Below are 24,274 nucleotides of genomic sequence, written 5' to 3'. Positions count from 1 at the left end.
TATTGCTACCCTGAGAAGCAGATTCGTCCAGAATCTGCTTTTCTTTTTGGTATCGATTAAAATTCAACTATTTTGCGCAAAATTTACAACTATGCTAAACCTACTCTTTGCTATACTATCATCAGCCGGAATTTTTATTTGTTTTAAATATTTAGAAAAGTTTAAAGTAGATATTTTACCGGCAATTATAGTAAACTATATAACTGCCACATTCTGTGGTTACTTTTTATCCAATTCAGATTTTCACATTCAAAGTATCATCGACAAATCATGGTTTACTCCTTCTATAATAATTGGTATTCTCTTTATTGTTGTATTCTTTATTATTGGTAAATCCACTCAAAAGGCGGGTTTATCCGTAACCACGTTGGCCAGTAAAATGTCATTTGTATTGCCTATGATTTTTTCCATAGCCTACTATAATGAGCAACTGAATGTCCAAAAAACTATTGGATTTTTTCTTGCAATAAGTGCAGTATTATTAAGCATATATAAGGAGAAACACGATACATTAAATCGCAAATATATTTGGCTCCCTATCCTACTTTTCTTCGGTGCCGGAACTGTAGATTCTCTGGTTAAATTTGCACAGGAAGAATTTCTTAGCTCAGGTGGGAAAGAAGAATTTTCGACTCTACTATTTGCAATTGCAGCCATTGCTGGTTTCATCGCGTTACTTATCCGAAGAGAAAATCTTTCAAAACTATTTCAAGCCAAAATACTAATTGGTGGATGTATTTTAGGACTTGTTAATTATGGATCACTTTACTTTCTTATTGCTTCATTAAACGAATCGGGTTTCGACAGTTCTGTAGTATTTAGTATTATCAATATTGGAATAGTAGCACTATCAGTAGTAATAGGCATTGGAATTTTTAAAGAAAAACTGAACAAAATTAATGTATTAGGCATAGTACTGGCATTTATTGCTATTTTTATACTTACAAATTAAACAACAAGATTACCCGATTAATGAGTGACGACACTTACAAAACCATAGCCGAAAAATCGGAAGGAATTTACAAAGAGAAGGGAAGTAAATTTATTGCCTATGCCTACCCTGTAAGTTCCGAAGAGGAGATAAAAGAGCACATTGCAAAGCTAAAAAAAGAGTATTACGATGCTCGTCATCACTGCTATGCCTATATGCTTGGAGCAGATAAAAAAAATTTTAGAGCCAACGATGATGGTGAACCTTCATCAACTGCGGGAAAACCAATTTTGGGACAAATTCTATCGAACGATCTTACCAATATTCTTATTATTGTAATTCGTTATTTTGGTGGTACAAAATTAGGCGTAAGCGGATTGATCCATGCTTACAAGACAGCTGCTGCCCAGACCATCGAAAATGCAGAAATTTTAGATAAAACTGTAAATGATATTTACGAGATTCACTTTGATTATTTGGTGATGAATGATATTATGAAAATTATTAAGGATGATCAACCAGAACAATTGGGACAAGATTTTAACCTAACCTGTAAAATCACTTTAAGTATTCGTCAAAGCGAAGTGGATCGAATTATCGAAAAATTTAAAAAAATTACCAGTGTAAAAGCAGAGTACATTCGCACAATATAACTAATTCACAATCTACGCTATAGATATCATCAGCAAAATTAACGGAAGGCCAATATTGCAAGATTGTTAATAATTAATCTAATTCCAATTTGATTTCTAGGAAAATTTATGCCTATATTTGTGATCTAGAATGGAGACACTATTAATTCAATCTAGAGCCGCACAATTTTACAATAGAAGTAAAAACCTTTACTTCTTAGCTCACATTTTCCATTATTTATTTCGAAGTAAACATGAATTAAAGGACAATTGCCGATTTCGTCATTTTGGTGATTTACCTCAAAAATATTTTTCAAAAAAACCAACATTACCATCTATTTCGGTAATTGTTGGTTTTTTTTTGTGCCAAGATTCAAACAATCATTTTATATACACTTTTAATTTTTAATCAATGGATAACAAAAGTTTAGTATCGATCGACGACTACACAAAGGAAGAAATCCTGGAAGTTTTAGCTAGAGCTGCCGAATTCGAAAAAAATCCGAACTGCAATCTTTTGGAAGGGAAAGTTGTAGCTTCTTTATTTTTCGAACCATCTACACGTACCCGATTGAGCTTTGAAACTGCCATTAGCCGCATGGGAGGTAAAATCGTTGGATTTACCGATTCCTCATCATCGAGTGTTACCAAAGGTGAAACCTTGAAAGATACCACTAAAATGGTAAGCAACTATTGCGATTTAGTTGTAATGCGCCATCCAATTGAAGGTTCAGCACGCTATGCTTCCGAAGTATCCGAAGTTCCGGTTATCAACGCAGGTGATGGAGCCAACCAGCACCCTACTCAAACCATGCTCGATTTGTATTCTATTTACAAAACGCAGGGCACACTTGAAAACCTAAACATTTTTATGGTTGGTGATTTGAAATATGGTAGAACCGTTCACTCTCTACTAATGGCTATGTCTCACTTTAATCCAACCTTCCATTTTATTGCTCCTAAAGAACTTGAAATTCCGTTGGCTTACAAGATTTTTATGGACAAGAACAACATCAAATACCAAGAGCATACCGAATTTGATGATATCATTAACGATGCAGATATTTTATACATGACTCGTGTTCAGCGCGAACGTTTTGCAGATCCGTTGGAGTATGAGAAAGTAAAAAATGTATACATTCTTAAAAATGATATGCTTGAGAATACCAAAGACAACCTGAGAATTCTTCATCCACTGCCAAGAGTAAACGAAATTGCTGTTGACGTAGATAGCAATCCTAAGGCCTACTATTTTGAACAAGCTTTAAACGGCGTGTATGCACGTCAGGCGATTATTGCCAAAGCTCTTGATCTTTAAACCCATTTCTCACGCTAAAAAGAACATCAAAATATGAATGCAAAAAAAGAATTACAAGTAAGTGCGATCGAAAACGGAACTGTAATTGACCACATTCCTGCAGAATATTTATTTCAGGTAATCAACATCTTAGGCTTAGACAAATGTCCTAACTCAGTAACTTTTGGAAACAATCTGGAAAGTAAAATTTTAGGTAAAAAAGCTATTATTAAAATTGCAGAGAAATTTTTCGAAGATGAAGAGATCAATAAAATATCTTTAATTGCTCCTCATGCAAAACTAAATATCATTAAAAATTACCAGGTAGTTGAGAAGAAAATTGTAGAATCTCCTCAGAAGGTAGTTGGAATTGCAAAGTGTATGAATCCAAAATGTATTACAAATGTAGAGGCAGTGACTACTCGCTTTAAGGTGATTGAAGACTCTCCTATTACATTGAAATGCCACTATTGTGAAAAAATTACGGATCACAAACACATTGAAATCATTTAATTGTTTTGTGATTTTCTTGTTAGTGAAAGAAGTCCTTAGGGACTTCTTTTTTTTTACCTTTGCAGCGAATATAAAATCAGCACAATCTCATCATTACATATGAATTCAAAAGTTGAACAATTAAGAGCTACAATTTCGGAGGCGATAGAACTAGGGCAGAATGGAAAAATAAGAGCTGGAAAAGAAGCACTTCGATTCATTTACAGAGAGATAAAAGAAGATCCTTTTGTACTATGGAATGATGCATTTGTTTCTCAATTGGGTAAATCCATTATCATGATGATTCATTGGGATCTGATTGATGAAGAAGAGGAAAATATTGGCTTGGCTCACCTTGCCTATTTGTATATTAGTAAAGCTATTGAGGCAGAAGAAAAACGAAGCCCTGAAGTGGATACTTGTGAGCTATTTCGATTGAGAAAAGACCGAATTATTGTGATGAAAAGTTTCGATGATTTTTTTGTTGATAGCCTGCAAGATTTCTATTTTTCGGATAATAAAGCTGGAGATTTAGACACCCACAACGAGCAACGCAAAATAGTATTGGCAAGACTTCCATTCATGCAGTTTTCTGATATCTATCATATAGAACAAGACTATCCAAATCTTCGCGATGATGAATTCCTACTTGATCTGGCAAACTATATTGAACACGAGCAAGAATTCACCAACGAGCATTTAAAAGAAGCGTTTTTACTTCACCAGATTCTCTTTAAAAGCACTTTTGAAAAGTTAAAAAAAGAAGAATTGATTTACTAGCTAAATACAATTCCAGATATAAAATTGATATGATAGAGGCGTAAAATATTACGTCTCTATTTTTTTGCACCCAACATTACAATAAAAAAAGACTTTTTTATCTGCAAAACATATTTTTCCTACCAACTTGAAATTATTATTTCTATCTTAATGCTTGATTTCACGGGGAGTTCGAAAACCGACTGAATTTCGCCCCAAATGACATTGTTTTAATCTACTTAATAATGTCTGAATATCAGTCAAAAAACAATAAACACAAACATTTTTATGAGTATAGAAAAATACGACCTTGTTGTTATAGGAAGTGGTCCTGCCGGTTTCGCAGCAGCAATGCGTGCTATTGATTTTAAAAAATCGGTATGTATGATTGAAGCAAGCCATTTAGGTGGTGCAGGAATTATGAATGGTGCACTTACTTCCAAAGCAATGTGGGAGCTTTCAAGAGATTTTTCCATTGCTTCATCGGTGATGAGAGGATATCGGGCTTCCGGATTAAATGTGGATTACAAACAGGTTCAGAAAACCATTATTCAGGCAGCAAAGCAAAAGCAATTGCAAATGCTATCGCAAATTGAAACTTATGCCGAACCAAGTGAAGAATTTGGGAACATCACCCTAAAACACGGATGGGGAAAATTCATAGATTCACATACCGTTGAAATTACCTCGGAGAATAAAACAGAAAGAGTTCATGGCGATAATTTTATAATTGCAACGGGTTCCAGACCAAGACCAATGCCTGATGTAGAAATCGATCAGGAAAGAATTATTGATTCTGAAGGTGTAATGAACCTGAAGGAATTTCCAGAACGAATGATCATACTTGGATCGGGTATTATTGGTTGTGAATTCGCCACAATTTTCTCAAATTACAGCCAAACTGAAGTTCATTTATTAGACAGACAGCACAAAGTAATTCCTTACGAAGATGATGATTTAAGTGGTTTTGTGTCCAAAAATCTCGAGAACAATGGCGTTAACATTCATCATACTGCCAACCTACGATGCATTCGTAAAAAACCCGATTTTCTGGAAGTTGTTTTGGATTATCAGGATGGACATTCGAAGGTATTGGAAGTTGATGTAGCCTTGGTTGCCATTGGAAGAATCCCGAATCTGGATAATCTTGGTTTGGAGAATGTTGGAATTGAAACCACTGAACGAGGTTACCTAAATATAAATGAAGTTTGTGCCACCGATGACTTTAAATCCTGTAATATTTTTGCTGCCGGAGATGTATCGGGTCATGCTCAACTTTATTCTGTTGGAGAATTACAAGGTAGATATATCGTAGAGGCGCTTTATGGCAATTTAGAGTATCCATTGGACTATTCGAACATGTCAACTTTAATGTTCTTTAAACCTGAAGTAGCAGCCGTAGGATTGAACGAAAAAGCCTGTAAAAAAAGAGGTATTCCATACAAAGTTGCCACCTACTCCAACTCCCTTGTTAACCGCGCAGTAGCTATGAGAGCCGTAGATGGTTTCATTAAAATTATAGTAAGTGACGATGGCAATGATAGAATCTTGGGAATGCGTGCAGCTGGTCCACAGGCTTCTACCCTAATTACCTCAATTGCTTACCAAATTACTCAAAAAGGAACTTTAAAAGATATTCGACAGAACATTCATCCTCATCCTAGTATTAGTGAAGGTGTTCAGGAATGTCTGCGTGTTTTCGAAGAAAAATCGATATACAAACCAAAGGCATTTCCAGATCTGATAAAACTAAAAAACTGGAGACCAGAAAGTAATTAATACAAAAAAGACGTGACTTTTGAAGTTCACGTCTTTTTAAATTTATCAGGTATTACAATTTAATTATCTATTTTACTGTTATTTCTATATCCATTATTGTCTTTGTACCAGTCTGCATAAGAAGAACCTCCACTTTCTGCCCATGTAGCAAAATGATTGTATCCTTCTAAAATCTCAACCTTCTCTTTTGTGTATTTAAACTCGTGCACAATGGCAATTGCCCATGGTAATCCTTCACTTGTTCTGTAATCCCCATCGGGATCGACGTTAGTAGGAGTTGCCTCAAAATTATTTTGCCCCAATGAAGTCATGGCTTGATTTGGCAAATGAATTTCATGTTCACGATTTCCATTTACAATTAGGAATGGATTAAAAGGGCTACTTCCTATTTTATCCAACTCTAATGGACTTGTAAAGCGAATCATTACTGTTATTTCGTTGTAATTCGGATCTGCCTCTGCAGTCTCATTTCTATAATTCTGAGATTGATCAAAAACAATTACAACCGGCTTATCCTGGTTGGCCTCTAAACCAGTTACCTGATCAATGGTTACATAAGAGGAACGAATATCTGTACCTGTTACACTTTCGATTTGAGATGGCAGTAAATCGTCAAACTGAATTCCAAAACCATTATTAAAAGAAGCACCAGTTACATGTTTCACCCAAAATTTGGCTTCCATCTGTACCGCCTTATTATCAATATTTAACATCATAGTGTATCGATAATTTACTACCAAGTCATTGAAATCGTAATCTCCTTTATAGGGCCACATGTCTTCAAAAGCAAGACTTCCCCATCCATATTTTGTAGGAGTTACAGTATTCAAACAAATTTCGGGATCATTAGGATATTCATCAATGTCATCAGGACAACCATCATTATCCGAATCACCAACATTCTCATATACAATAGGTGTTTTGGTTAGATCGTTTATGCCTAATTCGTTATCCGGATTACGTGTTTCGTATCCTCCTGTTTGGGTATCCATAACATACAAACTCGACGGGGTAAAATTATCTGCCACCCAAATATCAGGTGTTGTTTTCGAATCAATACATAAGGAAGTTGGAGTATAAGGTAAATTATCAGCACTCTTTCGAACTGCATTTACTTCGTCCGATCCTTCATTAAAGGTAAGTTCATACAAGCCACCAAAGGTGGACATGTACCAGCTTCCATCACTCCCTTTTGCAATGTCACCGCCACTAGTGTTGTTCAATCCATCATCAATCGTAAAACTTTCCAACACACTTCCATCAGCTGGATTTAATTTATAGATGTAATTTTTATTCGAAAAATATAGAAAGCCTTCGTCATTCGCGTACTCCAAACGAGGTCCTCCAAAGCCAAGGTTATCATTAATAATTGTAGGTTCCGATACGGCATAATCGTTTTCCACATCTACATCGTAACGATACAATTTGTACGGTTTGCCACGACCGATTGTATAAAATTGGTGGTTCTGATAATCCATAGCCACTGTCCATGTTCCTTCAGCCAAATCTGGCTTACGAACCGTAGTCAAATCTTCAGGGTTAACCGTAAAGAGCTGTCCACTCCCATTTACACACCACAAAACATCACTAGCCAATCCCGAATTCTTAACGAAAGATGTATTGCCTGCTTTTGTTTTTAAAGTATTGCCATTAAATGACAAACTAGTAGGACGATTTTCAGATAAATCATCGGTATAAGCACATGCAAATGCATTATTAAAGCGCTTTTGCAAGAATAAACACTTTACATTTGTTGGGACCGAAAGATTCAACTTTGCCTTACCCGAATTGATGCGAACCGTTGCAATAGCATGCGCGTTAAGATTATCCGCGAAATAAGCATTATCGGTAATGCTATTGCCTTCATCATCGATATAGGTAATCTCTTTCGAAGTATTCTCGTCCTCGAAAGCATAAATGTAGTAATAGGCTCCTTCATCAGAATCATTAATTTCCAAAACTACATTACCTGTTGTTTCGAAAGTAAAACCAGTTGGAACATCCAAATTTAAAAATTGCGATTCGTCTGCTCCTGGATCGGGATCATCTTCAATTTTAGATGAATTTGAACAGGAAATGCCAATCAGAAATAAAGACAAAAATAACAATGGATTGAAAATCTTACTCATAGTAGGTTTATTTTTAATTTATAGTCGATTTGTGGTGTAAAGTATCTCTTACGTAAATAAGTAACAATTGTTTAAACAAAATGTTCAATTATGAAAGAAATTAACTAGCAGTAGTTGAGAATTGATCTTCTATTCACTTTTTCGTAACTTATGTGAACGCAATTCCATAAACCAAGATTCTATGAACTCAACAGAAATGATAAACATTATTACCAAAGGCAACTGGCGTAATATTGAAACACAAGAAATCTGCTCCTTCTCCTGGTCAGATTCCAATCAATCCATTAACATTCATTTTAAATCGGGCAATAAAGCTGGACGTGGCGATTCTCATAAATTTGTGAAACTGTATAACAGCAAAAAAGATATGGAAGATTGTACCGTTCTTCGATTTCAGAGTAACCTTTTTACCAGTGAATTTAGATTGTGTTCCGAGAATGGTCCTATGGCGGTTGCTTCTGCCGTATTTGGCAAAATGGATTTAGAGAGAGTCGAAGAACTCTAGGTAAAGGCTGCAAATTTAAAACCTGCAGTAGTAAATTGCGAAAAAAAGCCACAAGCACGGAACTTGTGGCGATTGAACTTCTTCTAATTATTTTTGAGTAAACTCGAGTACTGTTGCATTCTCATCTTTCAGGATGTCTTGCTCTTTTCGATTCAATTCCAACTCGTTAATTACTTTTTCTTTTGTAGGGAAATAGGTAGCAAACAGCACCATTATCATACCAGCAAATCCTATTAATAGGTAGCTTCCTGTTATTAAAAAGGTAACAATAGCAAAAAATGCAGGTCCTTCCATAATTGCAAACTTCACAATTTGGGTAGCTCTATACGAATCCAGTTTCGAGCTTAAGTCTTTTTCTTTTCTATCTTTCTCTAGCCTATTGGGAATCAAAATATAATTAGCTACAAAACTTCCAAGAAAAAAAAGTGGCACCATTACCAAAAAGATATTCTCCATTTCAGCATCCTTCTGCCCTATTCCATTCGTTTGATTCAAAAATAAGGTCATTGCAGCAAATAATACTGCTCCTAACAGCAAAGCAGCGTGCACAATATTTAATGCTTTTAAGTACTGTTTAAAGTTTTGTTTGATTACGTTCATAAATTTAAGTTTAGATCTTTACTATAATTAAGGGCTGAAATTAGCATAATCGAATCATTCAACAAAATATTATATTCATAAAAAAACCCAGGCTTTAGGCTGGGTTCTACTACTACATTTCTTTGTAGATTATTTGCTCTCGCTATGTTTTTTACACAAATCAATCATTTTCTCTTGCATTCTTTCATTATCAGGATCTGCCACTAAAAGAAGTTCCAATTTGTCTTTCGCTTTCAAAAATTCGCCCATGCTCTCCATCGACAAAATCGATCGGTATTTTAATCTGTTATCATTGGTCAATTCACCAAATTGATCCGCATAAACATAGGCTTTTTGATGCAGACTATCTGCTGTTAACTGTTCCCACACTCGATTCATTTGCTCATTATCGGTATGATATTTTAGTGAATCGCTACCTTTTACAATTCTATTAAAGGTATTCACTGCATCCTCAAGGCTTTTATCTTTTAAATCAGTAAATAACAAATCCGAAAGAAACGCCTTTGGCGCATCTACCTGAATTACTTTAAACTGATCGTAAACCAAAGTTGCGTGTGGAGGTATGATATCCCCGGCACCTTTAGCGCCATATGCCAAGGAATCTGGAAGGATACAAACCACTTCGTCGCCTTCACGAAGCAACAAACTCATTTCGGTAAAACCCTTAATCAATCGTGAGTAATCGGTAACAAAAGTGAAAAGTGAATCGGGTAACTCATTGGTGTTCCAAACCACATTATCCTCAACTTTAAGACTCAAGTAAGTCCCCATTTTCGATCCGGTCTCTACCTTTCTGCCCTCGCCCTTTTTCAGGTAGTAATACTGCAAACCACTAGCAGTTTGAATGGTATCGCCCAAAGCGATTTCGGTTTTGGCTTTGTTTCCTGTTTTACAGGATGAAAAACTAAGAGCAGCTACGGCTGCAAGTAAATAGATAAATTTCATGGGTTCGTTTGTTGGTTTAATTTCGAAAATCTGAAAATACAATTCTTATTCCTCCCAGCAAAATATTCTTTTCCATTTACGGAACTTCCCAAAATAAAAAACCCCCACATACAATTCTGTACATAGGGGTTACTTTTAAGTATGTAGTAGGTAAAGGGTATTTATTCCGTCTCTTCTTCTTTTACGCTGGCTAGTCGTCCAACTCTTTGCGATACCAGGACATTTGTTTCTTCGCTTACGATATTAATTTCTTTGGCAAGATTCTCGTAAACAGCATCCGCTTCAAGTTCGCACATCACATCCAAATATTTAAAGAAAGATTCAAACTCCTTTTTGATCTCCTTGCAAACCTCAATTCCAGATTCCTCGCTCCTATCCAACTTGGCTTCTCCTCTGGATTCTATGGCAATACCAAAGTCATTTTCCGCTTCTTCTACCTCCTGCATCCACACTCCACCATCTATTTTCGTTAAAGCCTCACTCAACTTGGTGTTGGTTTTAATTTTCTCAACTAAACTTTTAATAATAGCAGACTCCTCAAGCATGGGTCTGCGAATTAAATTGGGACCGTGACTGCTAATTTCATTTAAGATCTCCTTACCTGCTTCGCTCACTTCCACATTCAATCGTTTGGAACAAGCCAATGCAAAAGTTTCAAAAGCCATTACAGCCTGATCACGACGAGCGTCGCATAAGCCAACAGTTTCGGTAAGAATTTGAGTGTTTACCTTTTCCTGGGTTTTCCTCAATCGAATTAAACATTGTTCAATTCTGCTTTTAAAAGGCTCAAAAGTGATGCTTTCTGTTGCCAATTCCAGAATTAAAGCAAAAATTCTGTCGGAATAAGTTAAATATTCCGCTACGTGCATGCGGTAAAATAATGGATAAATAATCATAGGGATTGATTTTATAAATTAAACTTAAGTAATTCCTTCCATCTAATTTATTCAATTCCATTTAATTAATCAAATATTATTTTGTTTTATTGACTAATATTTATTTATCTTTTTTATTTTCATTATCAGAAACTTAGCAAATATCAGCACTACATAAGCTTTCGATCTTTTTATTTATGATGCTATTTAATTAAATTATGACTACTACTTCATAATAAGTAAATCAATCAACTAAAAGTCATTCCTAATCCAGCTTGAAACCTGCTTTTGCCTACTGTAGGCTTACTAGATTGCCAGCAAGTACCAACAGGCTATTCCCATTTTCATTGCAAAGCCAAAAATACATTCCTTAGGGCATACCAAACACTTAACTTGCTCTCTCCTCGCTCACAAGATTAGCTCTCGCAGATGTGTAAGACCCAAAATCAAATGTAAGAACAACCCTCGCAAACTTGCACAATATAAAATTACACACAAGATTACCTCTCACAGATTTGCGAGACACAAAACCACTTGCAAGAATGTCTCTTACAAACTTGCGAGAGATCAACTCACACGCAAGAATGAGGCAAACAAATCTTCGAGAAGCCGAATTGATGACACGAATAGGGCAAGCAGGTGGTGAAGATTGGCTTCTTGTGATTGTGAATAGAATCTCAATGGCGCGTAAGGATGTTTTGTGAGGTGTAGGATGGACTTATTGAGTAGTGAAGGATGAGAAATTAATATTTAGAATGAGGATTGTGAAGAAGCGTGAAGGTATAAAGGATATATGTTTTGTTGATTTAAATGAGAAAATATTAAGTAAAAATTTTACTTTTATATTTTCTAACTAGAATGAGAAAAATCCAAGAATATTCTACAAAAGATAACACAAAGAAGAACATTCTAACATTAAAAAATGCTATGAATGTGATATATCTAATAGAACATTCTATTTATAAACATTTAAAATAATATATTTCCTTTTATTAGACTTGGGAATTCTTTTTGAATAATATATTCTAAAATTTTATAACCATAAATTTTAGTTTATATTGCAAATAATGATATCCCAGTAGATAATTTTCTACAATCAATAAAACTATGACACAAAAATACGTAACATATATTAGTCGTTTTTACCTAAGAGATCATAAATGTTTTCATGGTGAAAATAATTTTAATTTATTGGACAATAACAATAAACCTATTCAGTGGACTGTAATTCTAGGTAACAATAATACAGGTAAAACTAGCATACTAAAAGCTCTTGCAACTTTAGAGCCTACATTATTTAACTTAGGAGATGATGAACATGACATTACTGCACTTCCACTACAATATTCCTTGAATAACGGAAAGCATAATGATATCAACAATGAATACCAAGATTTAGTTGGTTGTGACATTCTTATCAAGAAAAAAACTTCAAATAAATCATATTTTTCGGGAAATTTTGAACTTTACAGTTCTGATCCAAACCGCATTCCATTTATAAATCCTTTACAAATAGATGAACCAGAATGGTCTTATACTACTAACAGCATGTATTCAGGTGGTAATTTTAATAAATTACAAAATTTAAAAATATATGGTTACGGAGTTACTCGAAGAGCTGGAAATCTAGGCTTAAAAGGAGATCGTGAATACAACTCCCAAACTCTCTTTATGCCAAATGAAAGTTTGATAAACATAGAAGACTGGCTTTTGCAACTTGATTACGCTAGTAAAAATGGACAAGCCGTAGCCTCTGAAAACATTATTAAACTTAAGAAAATTTTCAAAAGTGGTATATTCCCAGAGTTAACCGATTTTAAATTCATAAGTTCTAAATCATTAAGAAATCATGTCGAGTTTAAAACAAAAGATGGATGGTTTATCTTAGAAGAGTTAGGTTATGGTTATCAAACAACATTATCTTGGTTTATTGATTTTTGCAAAAAGATGTTTGAAAGATATCCTCGTTCAAATAATCCTTTAGCGGAACCGGCGTTAGTATTAATAGATGAAATAGACCTGCACCTACATCCAAGTTGGCAAAAGAATATAGTGAAATTTCTATCTGATATATTTCCAGGTACTCAATTTATTGTAACTACACATAGTCCACAAGTGATACAATCCATAGATAAATTAAACTTATTTATTCTTCAAAAAGCTGAAAAAGGAATAAAAATCCACAAGTCAAGTAGAAGTACATTTAAAGGTTGGTCTGTAGAAGAAATTCTTGAGGATATTATGCATATTGAAAATGGCACATACTCTAGTGTATATAATGAACTTGTCTATTTGTTTGATAAAGCCCTTGATACCAAAAACCGAGAACAGGCAATAAAGGCATTTGACAATTTGGATGAAATACTACATCCAGAAAGTGCAGAAAGAAAAATCCTTAAATTACAGCTATCCCAAATATTGAAGAAATGATTAAGTTAGACCTGACTAATATTCCTAATAAACTAACTAAAAAATTACAAGACGAGTTAACTGAAGAATATAAAAAGAATGGAACAGCTGTGTGGAACAGAAAGTTTATTCGTGAAGCTGTTCTAGGATTTTCTCATGGTAAGTGCTGCTATTCAGAATGTAAGTTAAATGAAGAGAGTAAATACATGGAAGTGGATCACTTCCTTCCCAAAAATCATTTTCCAGATGACGTTCTTAGTTGGGGGAATTTACTCCCATCTAGTAAGAAGTCTAACACTACCAAAGGAGATCTAAATACTCAAACAACAACAATAATAAACCCGCTGTTTGATGATCCAAAAGAACATTTATATATTCAAAACTACAGATTTTACGATAAAGATGAAATTGGTCGAAGAACTATTGACTATACAGCCCTCAATGACCGAAGACATTTTGTCAACAAGCGATATGAAATTGGAACTCACGTTGTGGAAATCCTTGAAGACATCTGCATAAATTTGCAAAAATTAAAGAATGATGTAACATTAAACCATCCCGAATTAACAAGATTATTAGGAAGGTTTATAAATCTTTTAAATGAAGCAACTAGGACGGAAGAATATTCTGCCACTCTGTCAACTGTTATCCTAACCGACTGTTGCTCTAAGAAAATAATTGAAACTTTTAAAGAAATTGATTTTTGGGATAATGAAATTGATAATTTAATTAAAGAATTAGAATTTTGCTCACTAATAGAATAACAATGCAAAAAGCCAACTGTAAAGTTGGCTTTTTACATTGACAATAAAATTCCAATATAAACTAATACTTACATGAGAAAAAGCTTACTGTTCCTATTCATCATCCTCTCACTACATGCTTACTCACAAGACAACAGATACTATCCTACGAGTAAGGGTGAAATTGTAAAACACAAAAACTACACGCTATCCTACGCCGAAAAGCACGAACAGGCAGAATGGGTAGCCTACGAGCTTACCGCTGCCGAAACGCGTAAAGTGGTAGAGCGCAGCGATAAATTCAGACCCGACCCATTCGTTCCTTCCGGCTCTGCCACCCTAGAAGATTACAGAGGTTCTGGTTACGACAGAGGTCACTTGGCTCCGGCTGCCGATATGGGCTTTACTAGCAGTGCCATGAACGAGAGCTTCTACATGTCGAACATGTCGCCTCAGGTTCCTGGTTTTAACCGCGGCATTTGGAAAAATTTGGAAGGATTGGTTCGTTCTTATGCTAAAAATTACGAAAAAGTATATGTGGTTACTGGTCCCGTTTTAAATGTGATCGCCAACACCATAGGACAACAGGTTAGCATCCCCCAACAATACTATAAAATCGTTTTACGCGGCGAGGGAAAGAACGCCAGAATGATTGCTTTTCTGCTAAAGAACGAGAAGCTTAACGAGCCACTCTCCAAATTTGTGGTAAACACCGATTTTATCGAAAAACTAACAGGAATCGATTTCTTTCCTCAGTTACCAGACGACATAGAGGAGAAACTGGAACATACCGTAGATAAAGAGAATTGGTATTTTAAAGGAAGTACCGCTACGAAAGCAAATGTATCCACCAAAACATCAAAAGAGGATGCTACTACAGGCAGATGCTGCGGAACAACCAAATCGGGCAAACGCTGCTCAAGGAAAGCTGCATCGGGATCGAAATACTGCTGGCAGCATAAATAAACAAGCTAAACTGCAGATAAGCAAAAGTTGCTAAGTATCTCTATAATACTTAGCAACTATTTAATAATATTATTTTGGATCTATAAAGTTGAGTTGTTAAATTTGTTTACCATAAATAAAACGATGAACCCAAATGAAAAAACTTCTTTTCCTAAGCTTCTCATTTCTTGTATTGTTTGCTTGTTCGTCTAATGATGATATCGATTCTGATTCAATGTGGAGTTCAGCTTTATACGATTACACCAGTGGTGAATATAAACTTGTTAAAAGTGAATTTGAATACGCAAAATTCAATACTGATGGTATTCTTTTCCAAAACAAAATAAGGAATAATCAAGAACCTATGGTTCCATATATCAAAATGGCAACATGCGTAAACCAATTTGAATCAGGGAGACCAATAGAAACCAAAATATCACATGGTGTTAGCATAGAATACGAATATGAAGGTGATTTTCTTATAAAGGAGAGCTTCTTCGATAAGGATAACAAACATACCTATGCTAGATTCTATACATATCTGGAGAACAAAGTTGACAGCATGATACAAGCCTACTATATAGATGGCGAATACACTCAGAAACAATTTTACAAATACCTTTACAATGATAATGGCTTGCTCGAAAGATATATTTCTACGTCAAATGGTATTCATCGCAATTACCTAAGGTATGTATACAATAAACACGGAGATTTAACAAGTGAATATTACACAAATGTTTCTGATGATAGATATACTATTGGAGAAAGGCTAGAATATAGCATAAGCTATAAATACGATGCTGAAAATAGAATTATTGAAAGAATTAGAAGAAGTGAACATGATTATACACTAACTGTAAATTTTAAAGAACAAATATTCTATACTGAGGACGGAAGAATTGATGAATGCTATTTCTCAACTTTACCGGAAAATGAGGAACGTCCTCTGACAAAATTAAAATATAAATATTGGGACAATTAGAACTGTTCTTAAAGCCTATTAACAGTGATATTAGGCAATCTATATTTAGCAATTAGCTGCTAAACATTATAGAAATGGCTAGCAACTAATCAATACTTAGTAAGTATTACTATTTTAAGGATTGTACAAATCAGGATTAAAGAAATCCATTATGGATTTGATCATCTCAATTTTTACGTTAGCTTTTTTATGATCGGGCTGTAGGTCAGTAGTGATTAGGTAAGCGCTTAATGCCGCAGGCAATTCGCCCAACTGATGGTGCAACTCCCCTATCATAAAGTGAGCATCAATGTGTTTCTCATCGATACCAACAATTTCTTTATATTTCTCTAATGCCGCTCTCGCATCTCCCGCTTTCAAAAGCTGATCGGCTTCTATTAATAAATTTTCGATACTCATTCTTGTTGTGTTGTTTCAAGAGAAATACTTCTCTCCTATTTTGTTGAGCAAATGTAAGTAAAATGGGTGAGTTCCACCTTATGCAACATCAAACTCTTTTATCAATTAAAAAGCATTCAGCAGACAACTATCAGCCAATAGCTTTTAAATTCAATTCCTATCAATCCTAAAAGATTACAGGGATATTTGTAAATTTACAACCTAATATCTATATAAAATGGCAAAACAACATTGGAGACCTGGAACCATGGTATATCCTATACCTGCAGTAATGGTAAGCTGCGGTTCAACACCCGAAGAATACAATATCATCACCATAGCCTGGACAGGAACCATTTGCAGCGATCCTGCAATGTGTTACATTTCGGTTCGCAAGAATCGTCACTCCTACGATATCATTAAAAATTCAGGTGAATTCGTTATTAACCTTACCACAAAAGATTTGGCTCACGCTACCGATTGGTGTGGTGTAAAATCGGGTAAAGATTTCGACAAGTTTGCTGAAATGAATCTTACACCAGGACCATCGAGAGAGATCTCGGCTCCTATTATCGAGGAATCGCCTTTGAGCATAGAATGTAAGGTGAAGAATATTGTAGAATTGGGCTCACACGACATGTTTATTGCCGAGGTGGTAAATGTACAAGCCGATGAAAAATTCATCAATCCTAAAACAGGTAAGTTTTTGCTGAGTAAATCGCGTCCTTTGGCTTACTCTCATGGTTACTATTTTGAATTGGGCAAATTGGTTGGTCAGTTTGGTCACTCAGTCATGAAAAAGAAAACCAGAGAAGTAAAAGGCAAAAAGGGGAAAGTGAAGAAAGAAAAAAAGTAGAAAGGTAGAAGGTATTATAGTGTATTCATCGCATTTAATACTGCACGCCACCCAATCTATTCTCTGTAACTAATGAATAGAATGAAATTGTAAGACACAAAAAAACCGGCTTTTGTAGCCGGTTTTTCTGTATAAATATTTTAAAACTCTTATCTGATTCTGTCCATAGAGCGAATCATAGCTTCGTCTTTACCGATATTTCTTAAAGCTAAGTAAGTTAATACCAATGCAACCAAAGGGAATGCATTAATCAAACTGTAATCGGTAATTGCAGATAGTGTTTTTGCCTGACTGCTGATACTGTAATAGATCAAGCCCATTGCTCCCAACATGCAAATCATATTGAAAATACACAAACGAATTTGCAGCATTCTTTTCTTAAATAAGAAAATGGTAATCAAACTTAGCAATAGAATTATCGACAATAAAATAACAACCGGGTAAGCCATAAAAATAGCAGGTGCACCCTCGGTAAGTGCAGGAATGCCTCTATACAAAAACTCGTACGATTGTTCGGCTGTACTCAAATTTGCTAAAGGAAAAAAGAACATCATACCAATAAGTACAAAACTTCCTAATAGGTATAAAGATTGAATTCGTTGTATCATGTTTATCTAATTTTTGTACAAATTTAAATTTAAAAACAAAAGCAGCAAACTTTCATTTGCTGCTTTTTTTACCATCATTACTTAATACTAACTAATCACACTTTTAATTTGTCAATGTAGAGTCGTCAATACTTTACATCACATTTTTTGTAAGCTCCTTCAGTAAGTTAAGTCCGAAGAATTTAAGTGGGTCATTAACCACTGTCTTTTAACAACATACTGTTGCTTTATATCTCAATCTGACTGCAAACAAGCGGACAGAATACATTTTTGAATTGTTAGCAAATGCAGCAAACTTTCGTTTGCTGCCATTTACCATCTTTACTTACTACTAACTAATCACACTTTCAAATCGCATTTGTAAAGTCCCCTAAACCTTACAATGTTTCCTTTGATAGCTTCTACGGAGAGTTAAGTCCGTAAAATTTAAGTAGGTCATTAACCATTGCTTTTAACGACATAAAGTCGATATCTTATCTCAATCTAACTGCGCTAAGCAGATTGATTATTTTCAGAATTGTTTGTAAATGCAGCAAACTTTCGTTTGCTGCCATTTACCATCATTACTTAATACTAACTAATCACACTTTCAAATCACTATTGTAAAGTCCCCTAAACCTTACAACGCTTCCTTTGGTAGCATTTACGGTAAGTTAAGACCGTAAAATTTAAGTAGGTAATTAACCATTGCTTTTAACGACATAAAGTCGATATCTTATCTCAATCTGACTGCGTTAAGCAGATTGATTATTTTCAGAATTGTTTGTAAATGCAGCAAACTTCCGTTTGCTGCCATTTACCATCATTACTTAATACTAACTAATCACACTTTCAAATCACTATTGCAAAGTCCCCTAAACCTTACAACGCTTTCTTGGGTAGCTTTTACGGTAAGTTAAGACCGTAAAATTTAAGTAGGTAATTAACCATTACGTTTTAACGACATGTAGTCGATATAATATATCAGTTTGACAGAAACACTATTTAGTTGTGTCGCATCAAAAGTATTTTTCAAGTTATTTACAAAACGATGAGCAACTTTATCATCATCACTAAAAATGGAATTTTTCCAAACTACAGCCAATTCACTACCTGGTGCAAACCTCCATGAGTACACCATATCTATATTGAAACTGTTAAAGTTTATATCGTTGTTCTCATTGTAATCAGAATTTTGGACTCTTCCGTTTTTTTGTAGAGTATAAAAATTTTCATACTCCGCTTTAGCCCAATAATGTCTTGCTCTAAAGGTTAAAGAACTCTTGTTATTGAAAATATAATTGGCACTCAATCTGTTCTCCACATATGAGGTATTTCTTTCCCCAATATATACTGTTGTCAGTCCGTCAGTTTCTTCATCATCGGCGTAACCCAACTCATTCATATTTCTATCCCAGGACAATTCGTACTCCATCATAAATTTGTCGCTAAAGCGATATCGTGGTTCAATTTCGAAACGAAAAGTTTTTAAATTGTCTGTAGAAAAGCGTTTCCCATAATTGGCATCAATGTCAATTGCAAAAGCCTTACGATAATCCGAAGAAAGCCAAATGCCAGCAAAAGCTGAAGCTCCTTTTCTAAGCTTATAACCATCAATACGAGGTTCGTTATAATCGTAATGATGCAAAGGTCTTACATTACCATAAATTCCAACTGCCGTATGATTTATAAACTTTACTCTTGCATTGTAATAGATACTAAAACGTGAATATCTACTTGGCGAATATCTTGCCTCGTGATTGAAACTCAATCTAAAATGTCGCACAAGAGTGGATCCTTTAGGCTTATAGCCATCATAGGCAAGTCGTAAGATATTATTAATCTGGTTGTTTCTAAATAAAATACCCATATCGTTTGGGTTGTATTTATCCGAAATCATTCTGTGATAATACTCCCAGGTAAATGCCCCATTAATTTTACCATACTCCAACTGATGATAGTGACCTATCTGATCCGACTCTCCTTTTTCAAATCGTTGGGACAATATGGCTTTTCCTTCTAACTTATGAGTTCGCTCTGAATTTTTGAAAATAAATTCACTACCTGTAACATTTGCGATATAATCTGTTTCGGGCACGTACAAATTGGTATTAAACAAACTCACGTAGGATTCATTTTTTAAGCTCTGATCCAGGACCAACATGTTGTAATTGGTAAATGGCTGAGTCTTAATTTTTCGTGACTTACCCGAAATAGTATCCTTTACCGTAGCATAAGTATTCTTAGTCATGGCATTTAATACTCCAATTCCCAAACCTTTTGTATTTCTTCCCGATACTTTAGTTGCGTTTATAATTTTCGATTCAATTGGATTCTCTGTTATTTCTTCATCATCCTTAAGCAAATCCTCTACATCGTACATGTTAGTCGGGCGCCCACCAATTCTTCTTGAATAAAACACTCCTCCTCTGTCGAACAACTCTGTCGCCTCGGTAAAAAACTGTCTTTTTTCATCAAACTTGGTTTCGTAAGGCGATAAATTTAAAATCTCATCATCCGATTGCACCTGTCCAAAATCAGGTATCAACATCATATCCAAAGTATAACTTTCGTTGATTCCATACTTTAAATCCATACCTCCACGATAATTGGTTTCCCAGGATGAATGATCAGATGACTTATCGAAATAGGTCGAAAAATACGGTGTAAAAGATAAACGTACAGGAGGATTTACATTCTCAATTCCCTTAAGTACACCAGATTGATTTACCCAACCATCTTCTTCTTTATCGATAAAATTCCAAGATGTTTTTTCCCTTACCCTTTGAATGTTACGAATCACATTCAATCCCCAAATTTGCACGTCATTTGTAGGAAATCGCAATGCAGAATATGGAATCTCCAATTCGGCACTCCAGCCGGCACCATTAATTTCCGTGCCACTTTTCCAGACAGCATCCCAACTTGAATCCTCATTACTGTTTACCACTTTCGCATCCCATTGCACTCCTGCAGGAGTTACAATAAATTCAAAGGCATCCAATCCATTATTAAAGGGATCAATTAGTATAGATAAAAAATCAGAATTATTGATACGATCTCTTTTACTGAACTCCTTAAATATGCCTTTTGGGTCAGGATCGTGCATCATAACACCAATTATTAAAGCATTGTCGGTATATATAAATTTCGCTTCTGTTTTGTAATTACTCGGACTTCCATTATTTGGTTCATGCTGTATAAAATCAGTAGCAATGGGTACATTATTCCATACAGCATCATCAAGCTTTCCATCGATAACCGGTTTATTGGTAACGCGAATAGCTTTTATCTCTTTCTTCACAGTATTTACGCTTTGTACAGGCAAGGCAAATAATATTAATAACAAAACAATTATTAGGGGCAATCGATTCATGGTGATCAAACTTAGTTTTAATGGTTGTTAGCAAAATTAATTAGGTTGATATCATACCACTTATCACATCGTATGCCACAAACAATTACGCATTGACTTAATGCCACTTAGATAAATTTTGCTTTTTTTAAAACTGAACGGAATTGATACTATCCTGTACGTATATGAACAACAAGGCACAAAAAAAACCGCTTGAATAATCAAGCGGCTCTCGGTATTTTGATTTTATTTCTTAGTTATTACCTAAAATTAAAGGCATTCCTTCTTTTCCACTTCCGATTACAATAACCTTAGAATTTGGAGATTTTGACAATTCAATTGTTGCTTCAATACCTCTCATTTTCAAAAGTGCGTTTGTTAAACTGCTATTGATAATCTTATTGGCTCTAGCCTCACCTTCTGCTGCAATTCTTTTACGCTCAGCTTCACTTTTCTCCTTCTCTAATTTAAACTGATAAGCCAATGCCTCCTGCTCTTGCTGCAATTTGGTTTCAATTGCTCCTTTAATCTTTTCTGGAAGATTAATAGAACGAATCAACAACGCTTTCATTTGAATATTATTCTTTTTCAATACTTTTGAAGTTTCTGTTATTATAGATTCTTCTACCTCTTTTCTTTTAGTAGAATAAATTTCTTCAGCAGTATATCTACCTGCAACCTGACGAACTGATGAACGAACTTCCGGAACAACTAATTGACTAATGTAATCTTTCCCAAAAATTTCATGTAGATAACCAATCTTATCATAAATTGGATTAAAACGAACTGATACGTCTATATTTACCGACAAACCACTCTTATCCAAAACATCCATAGTCTCTTCGCTCTTTTGCTCACGAACATCATATACATGCATTACGTTTATAGGGTTAATAACATGAAAGCCTGGCGTATAAATTTTCTCCTTTTCTAATCCTGATATTCTTTTAAATAAAACACCTCTTTCTCCTGGTTGAATTGTTAAAAACATACTTGATCCTGAAAGGATAAGTATTACTGCAAATATGGCAAGGACAATTAAAAAATAGGGTTGTTTCTTCATGATTTAATATTTATAATTTTTATATATGATTCAATTTTCAGTTAAATATAGTACAATATTATTAGAAAGAGTTGCAATTATAGCATGTATACTTAAATCCTTGAAAGATTTCAAAAGAATACATATTGTTAGTTTGTAGATTGCAAGAATTTTTATAGATTCGGCTCTTTATTTTTCAAAATTTTTGAATATGGAAAAAATAAAATCATCAGAACTAATTATTAATCCCGACGGAAGTGTTTTTCACTTGCACTTACGACCAGAACATCTTGCTGATACAGTAATATTGGTTGGAGATCCGGGAAGAGTTGAGCTAGTTGCCAGCTTTTTTGACACCATTGAATGTACAATTTCCAATAGAGAATTTGTAACCACCACTGGTACTTATAAAGGCAAACGTTTCTCTGCTTTATCAACAGGAATTGGAACCGACAATATTGATATTGTTGTAAATGAATTGGATGCTTTGGTAAATATTGATTTAGAGACCAGAACTCCTAAAAAAGAACATAAAAGTTTAAATCTTGTAAGGATCGGTACCTCAGGTGCATTGCAAGGGTTTATTCCTATTGATTCTTTCCTTTTATCTAATAAATCAATTGGATTTGACGGAATGTTAAACTTCTATGCTGAGCGTGATAATGTTTCAGACTTAAACTTTGAAAAGGCATTTAAGGATTTTGTAAAATGGGATTCTAAATTGGCTTCTCCATATGTAGTTCCGGCTTCAAAAAATCTAATCGATGCACTTGATGGCAAAGATATGATTCAGGGAGTTACCATTTCAGCAAATGGATTCTATGGTCCACAAGGTAGAGTTTTAAGATTGCAAACTCTTGATCCGGATTTGAATGATAAGATTGAGAAATTCGATTTCCAAGGTGAAAAAATCACCAATTACGAGATGGAAAGTTCTGCAATTTTTGGGCTATCGGCAATGCTAGGACACAATGCTGCAGCTGTATGCGCCATTATTGCCAATCGTATTAATAAAGATGCCAGTAAAGATTATAAACCAACAGTAAAAAACCTTATTCAAACTGTCTTAGATAGGTTGAGCTAAGCTGCTTTTGGTCTAATATTCAAAGAAATAACCCGCAAGATTGCTTTTCCTTGCGGGTTTTACTATATTTAGTCAGGCCAAAACGTAAAGTTATGAATGAGACTAAACTCACCGCTTTGTTATCCTTACTAGATGATCCTACTCCGGAAATCTACCAAAGGGTAGAAAAAGAATTATCAGACTTACCCGTTAGCATTATTCCTCAATTGGAAGATTTCTGGCTCGATGCCAAAAGTCCTTTACTACAGGAAAAACTTGAACAAGTCATCAACAAAATTCAATTCAATCATGTTAGAAGAGAATTGACAACTTGGGGCAAGACAGATGCACAAAACCTAATTGATGGAGCTATTCTTGTCAATAAAAGTTACAATCCGAATTTAATTACAGAACCAATTCGCAAGGTAATCGATAAGATTAAGAAAGATGTACAGCTCGAAATAAATGATCAGTTAACTGCATTAGAGAAGATAAAAATCTTGAATCATTTTTTCTTTAACATCTATAATTACCAGGCTATTTCTCCCAATCAACCCGTTAACTGGGATGGCGATATAGGAACAGTTCTATCTCAGAAACAAGGTAATTATGTGATTATTTCTATCATTTATGCCGCAATTGCTCAGGAACTGGACATTCCAGTTTATGGAATCAACCTGCCCGATAGTGTGTTACTATGCCATGTGGATAAAGAAAAAAATAAAAACGAAATTTTATTTTATATCAATCCTATTGATAGAGGTAAAGTATTCGGCAAAGCAGAATTGGAATATGTAATTAATTCTAAAAAGATTGAAAACAGAGCCAAATATTATCGAGCTGCTACAAATTCCAGCATGATAAAAAGGTTAGTTAAACACAATATTAATGTCTATAAAAAATTAAAACTAAACACTTACATTCCCAATTTTAAAGATCTCTACAAATCCATATAAACAAAAAAAAC

The 24,274-nt window shown here is 34.6% G+C and carries 23 protein-coding genes; 15 read left to right on the top strand and 8 right to left on the bottom strand.

Annotated features, from left to right (window positions below):
* The first annotated feature begins 91 nt into the window (after nt 1-91).
* From GCQ56_RS06195 to GCQ56_RS06170, 6 genes are all read left to right on the top strand, one after another.
* Nucleotides 92-952, top strand: a complete 861-nt coding sequence (locus tag GCQ56_RS06195; RefSeq protein WP_152733552.1) for an EamA family transporter — start codon at nt 92-94, stop codon at nt 950-952.
* Nucleotides 953-972: 20 nt separating this feature from the next.
* A complete protein-coding gene (locus GCQ56_RS06190) occupies nt 973-1,584 on the top strand; it encodes a YigZ family protein (RefSeq protein WP_152733551.1) in 612 nt (203 codons plus the stop codon).
* A gap of 391 nt (nt 1,585-1,975) precedes the next feature.
* The gene (pyrB, locus tag GCQ56_RS06185) at nt 1,976-2,881 is read left to right on the top strand and encodes an aspartate carbamoyltransferase (protein ID WP_152733550.1); all 906 of its coding nucleotides are present in this window, start codon (nt 1,976-1,978) and stop codon (nt 2,879-2,881) included.
* Nucleotides 2,882-2,914: 33 nt separating this feature from the next.
* Complete coding sequence (pyrI, locus tag GCQ56_RS06180; protein WP_152733549.1) at nt 2,915-3,373, top strand: aspartate carbamoyltransferase regulatory subunit; 459 nt, start codon at nt 2,915-2,917, stop codon at nt 3,371-3,373.
* Between the two features lie 99 nt (nt 3,374-3,472).
* Nucleotides 3,473-4,132 (top strand): hypothetical protein, encoded by a 660-nt coding sequence (locus GCQ56_RS06175; RefSeq protein WP_152733548.1) that lies wholly within the window; start codon nt 3,473-3,475, stop codon nt 4,130-4,132.
* Nucleotides 4,133-4,399: 267 nt separating this feature from the next.
* On the top strand, nt 4,400-5,890 hold the full coding sequence (locus GCQ56_RS06170; RefSeq protein WP_152733547.1) for an NAD(P)/FAD-dependent oxidoreductase: 1,491 nt from the start codon (nt 4,400-4,402) through the stop codon (nt 5,888-5,890).
* A gap of 59 nt (nt 5,891-5,949) precedes the next feature.
* On the opposite strand, the gene GCQ56_RS06165 is transcribed toward GCQ56_RS06170, so the two are convergent.
* Nucleotides 5,950-8,019: an LruC domain-containing protein gene (locus GCQ56_RS06165; protein WP_152733546.1), complete on the bottom strand. Its 2,070-nt coding sequence runs from the start codon at nt 8,017-8,019 to the stop codon at nt 5,950-5,952.
* Nucleotides 8,020-8,200: 181 nt separating this feature from the next.
* Here GCQ56_RS06165 and GCQ56_RS06160 point away from each other — a divergent pair, with 181 nt between their 5' ends.
* A complete protein-coding gene (locus tag GCQ56_RS06160) occupies nt 8,201-8,524 on the top strand; it encodes a hypothetical protein (RefSeq protein ID WP_152733545.1) in 324 nt (107 codons plus the stop codon).
* A gap of 87 nt (nt 8,525-8,611) precedes the next feature.
* On the opposite strand, the gene GCQ56_RS06155 is transcribed toward GCQ56_RS06160, so the two are convergent.
* From GCQ56_RS06155 to GCQ56_RS06145, 3 genes are all read right to left on the bottom strand, one after another.
* Nucleotides 8,612-9,124, bottom strand: a complete 513-nt coding sequence (locus GCQ56_RS06155; RefSeq protein ID WP_152733544.1) for a hypothetical protein — start codon at nt 9,122-9,124, stop codon at nt 8,612-8,614.
* Between the two features lie 129 nt (nt 9,125-9,253).
* Complete coding sequence (locus GCQ56_RS06150) at nt 9,254-10,069, bottom strand: FKBP-type peptidyl-prolyl cis-trans isomerase (protein WP_152733543.1); 816 nt, start codon at nt 10,067-10,069, stop codon at nt 9,254-9,256.
* Nucleotides 10,070-10,230: 161 nt separating this feature from the next.
* Nucleotides 10,231-10,965, bottom strand: coding sequence for a DUF6261 family protein (locus GCQ56_RS06145; RefSeq protein WP_152733542.1), 735 nt, complete (start codon nt 10,963-10,965; stop codon nt 10,231-10,233).
* Between the two features lie 521 nt (nt 10,966-11,486).
* Between GCQ56_RS06145 and GCQ56_RS20255 the strand changes: the two genes are divergently transcribed.
* From GCQ56_RS20255 to GCQ56_RS06125, 5 genes are all read left to right on the top strand, one after another.
* Complete coding sequence (locus GCQ56_RS20255) at nt 11,487-11,648, top strand: hypothetical protein (protein WP_193323724.1); 162 nt, start codon at nt 11,487-11,489, stop codon at nt 11,646-11,648.
* A gap of 403 nt (nt 11,649-12,051) precedes the next feature.
* A complete protein-coding gene (locus GCQ56_RS06140) occupies nt 12,052-13,374 on the top strand; it encodes an AAA family ATPase (protein WP_152733540.1) in 1,323 nt (440 codons plus the stop codon).
* The gene (locus GCQ56_RS06135; protein WP_152733539.1) at nt 13,371-14,117 is read left to right on the top strand and encodes an HNH endonuclease domain-containing protein; all 747 of its coding nucleotides are present in this window, start codon (nt 13,371-13,373) and stop codon (nt 14,115-14,117) included. Before GCQ56_RS06140 ends, GCQ56_RS06135 begins: the two co-directional genes overlap by 4 nt.
* Before the next feature lie 72 nt (nt 14,118-14,189).
* Nucleotides 14,190-15,062 carry a DNA/RNA non-specific endonuclease gene (locus GCQ56_RS06130; RefSeq protein ID WP_152733537.1) on the top strand — a complete coding sequence of 291 codons (873 nt, stop codon included), beginning with the start codon at nt 14,190-14,192 and terminating at the stop codon, nt 15,060-15,062.
* A 133-nt stretch (nt 15,063-15,195) separates the two neighbouring features.
* Nucleotides 15,196-16,026, top strand: a complete 831-nt coding sequence (locus GCQ56_RS06125) for a hypothetical protein (RefSeq protein ID WP_152733536.1) — start codon at nt 15,196-15,198, stop codon at nt 16,024-16,026.
* Nucleotides 16,027-16,140: 114 nt separating this feature from the next.
* Here the strand turns inward: GCQ56_RS06125 and GCQ56_RS06120 are convergent, their stop codons facing one another.
* Entirely contained in the window at nt 16,141-16,425 is a 285-nt protein-coding gene (locus GCQ56_RS06120; protein WP_152733534.1) for a tetratricopeptide repeat protein, read from the bottom strand.
* A gap of 217 nt (nt 16,426-16,642) precedes the next feature.
* Between GCQ56_RS06120 and GCQ56_RS06115 the strand changes: the two genes are divergently transcribed.
* Nucleotides 16,643-17,260 (top strand): flavin reductase family protein, encoded by a 618-nt coding sequence (locus GCQ56_RS06115; RefSeq protein ID WP_152733533.1) that lies wholly within the window; start codon nt 16,643-16,645, stop codon nt 17,258-17,260.
* A gap of 149 nt (nt 17,261-17,409) precedes the next feature.
* Here GCQ56_RS06115 and GCQ56_RS06110 read toward each other — a convergent pair whose 3' ends face one another.
* The 3 genes from GCQ56_RS06110 to GCQ56_RS06100 form a co-directional block, all read right to left on the bottom strand.
* Nucleotides 17,410-17,868, bottom strand: a complete 459-nt coding sequence (locus GCQ56_RS06110; RefSeq protein ID WP_152733532.1) for a DUF4293 domain-containing protein — start codon at nt 17,866-17,868, stop codon at nt 17,410-17,412.
* Between the two features lie 922 nt (nt 17,869-18,790).
* Complete coding sequence (locus GCQ56_RS06105) at nt 18,791-21,223, bottom strand: DUF5916 domain-containing protein (protein WP_152733531.1); 2,433 nt, start codon at nt 21,221-21,223, stop codon at nt 18,791-18,793.
* A gap of 232 nt (nt 21,224-21,455) precedes the next feature.
* Nucleotides 21,456-22,265 (bottom strand): prohibitin family protein, encoded by an 810-nt coding sequence (locus GCQ56_RS06100; protein WP_152733530.1) that lies wholly within the window; start codon nt 22,263-22,265, stop codon nt 21,456-21,458.
* Between the two features lie 190 nt (nt 22,266-22,455).
* Here GCQ56_RS06100 and GCQ56_RS06095 point away from each other — a divergent pair, with 190 nt between their 5' ends.
* Nucleotides 22,456-23,328 (top strand): nucleoside phosphorylase, encoded by an 873-nt coding sequence (locus GCQ56_RS06095; protein ID WP_152733529.1) that lies wholly within the window; start codon nt 22,456-22,458, stop codon nt 23,326-23,328.
* Nucleotides 23,329-23,420: 92 nt separating this feature from the next.
* Nucleotides 23,421-24,263, top strand: coding sequence for a transglutaminase family protein (locus tag GCQ56_RS06090; protein ID WP_152733528.1), 843 nt, complete (start codon nt 23,421-23,423; stop codon nt 24,261-24,263).
* Nucleotides 24,264-24,274 lie beyond the last annotated feature (11 nt).

It is taken from the genome of Marinifilum sp. N1E240 (genome assembly GCF_009295825.1).
Classification (GTDB): Bacteria; Bacteroidota; Bacteroidia; order Bacteroidales; family Marinifilaceae; genus Marinifilum_A; species Marinifilum_A sediminis.
Note: the sequence above shows the minus strand (reverse complement) of the source record. Positions and strands in the feature narration are given on the sequence as shown.

Bases quoted from the DNA above. Each gene is read 5' to 3' on its own strand.
- GCQ56_RS06135 (WP_152733539.1), top strand. From the start codon at position 13,371: ATGATTAAGTTAGACCTGACTAATATTCCTAATAAACTAACTAAAAAA.
- GCQ56_RS06140 (WP_152733540.1), top strand. From the start codon at position 12,052: ATGACACAAAAATACGTAACATATATTAGTCGTTTTTACCTAAGAGAT.
- GCQ56_RS06165 (WP_152733546.1), bottom strand. From the start codon at position 8,019: ATGAGTAAGATTTTCAATCCATTGTTATTTTTGTCTTTATTTCTGATT.
- GCQ56_RS06195 (WP_152733552.1), top strand. From the start codon at position 92: ATGCTAAACCTACTCTTTGCTATACTATCATCAGCCGGAATTTTTATT.
- GCQ56_RS06175 (WP_152733548.1), top strand. From the start codon at position 3,473: ATGAATTCAAAAGTTGAACAATTAAGAGCTACAATTTCGGAGGCGATA.
- GCQ56_RS06105 (WP_152733531.1), bottom strand. From the start codon at position 21,223: ATGAATCGATTGCCCCTAATAATTGTTTTGTTATTAATATTATTTGCC.
- GCQ56_RS06120 (WP_152733534.1), bottom strand. From the start codon at position 16,425: ATGAGTATCGAAAATTTATTAATAGAAGCCGATCAGCTTTTGAAAGCG.
- GCQ56_RS06125 (WP_152733536.1), top strand. From the start codon at position 15,196: ATGAAAAAACTTCTTTTCCTAAGCTTCTCATTTCTTGTATTGTTTGCT.
- GCQ56_RS06115 (WP_152733533.1), top strand. From the start codon at position 16,643: ATGGCAAAACAACATTGGAGACCTGGAACCATGGTATATCCTATACCT.
- GCQ56_RS06095 (WP_152733529.1), top strand. From the start codon at position 22,456: ATGGAAAAAATAAAATCATCAGAACTAATTATTAATCCCGACGGAAGT.
- GCQ56_RS06090 (WP_152733528.1), top strand. From the start codon at position 23,421: ATGAATGAGACTAAACTCACCGCTTTGTTATCCTTACTAGATGATCCT.
- GCQ56_RS06145 (WP_152733542.1), bottom strand. From the start codon at position 10,965: ATGATTATTTATCCATTATTTTACCGCATGCACGTAGCGGAATATTTA.
- GCQ56_RS06130 (WP_152733537.1), top strand. From the start codon at position 14,190: ATGAGAAAAAGCTTACTGTTCCTATTCATCATCCTCTCACTACATGCT.
- GCQ56_RS06100 (WP_152733530.1), bottom strand. From the start codon at position 22,265: ATGAAGAAACAACCCTATTTTTTAATTGTCCTTGCCATATTTGCAGTA.
- GCQ56_RS06160 (WP_152733545.1), top strand. From the start codon at position 8,201: ATGAACTCAACAGAAATGATAAACATTATTACCAAAGGCAACTGGCGT.
- GCQ56_RS06155 (WP_152733544.1), bottom strand. From the start codon at position 9,124: ATGAACGTAATCAAACAAAACTTTAAACAGTACTTAAAAGCATTAAAT.
- GCQ56_RS20255 (WP_193323724.1), top strand. From the start codon at position 11,487: ATGTCTCTTACAAACTTGCGAGAGATCAACTCACACGCAAGAATGAGG.
- pyrB (WP_152733550.1), top strand. From the start codon at position 1,976: ATGGATAACAAAAGTTTAGTATCGATCGACGACTACACAAAGGAAGAA.
- GCQ56_RS06170 (WP_152733547.1), top strand. From the start codon at position 4,400: ATGAGTATAGAAAAATACGACCTTGTTGTTATAGGAAGTGGTCCTGCC.
- pyrI (WP_152733549.1), top strand. From the start codon at position 2,915: ATGAATGCAAAAAAAGAATTACAAGTAAGTGCGATCGAAAACGGAACT.
- GCQ56_RS06110 (WP_152733532.1), bottom strand. From the start codon at position 17,868: ATGATACAACGAATTCAATCTTTATACCTATTAGGAAGTTTTGTACTT.
- GCQ56_RS06150 (WP_152733543.1), bottom strand. From the start codon at position 10,069: ATGAAATTTATCTATTTACTTGCAGCCGTAGCTGCTCTTAGTTTTTCA.
- GCQ56_RS06190 (WP_152733551.1), top strand. From the start codon at position 973: ATGAGTGACGACACTTACAAAACCATAGCCGAAAAATCGGAAGGAATT.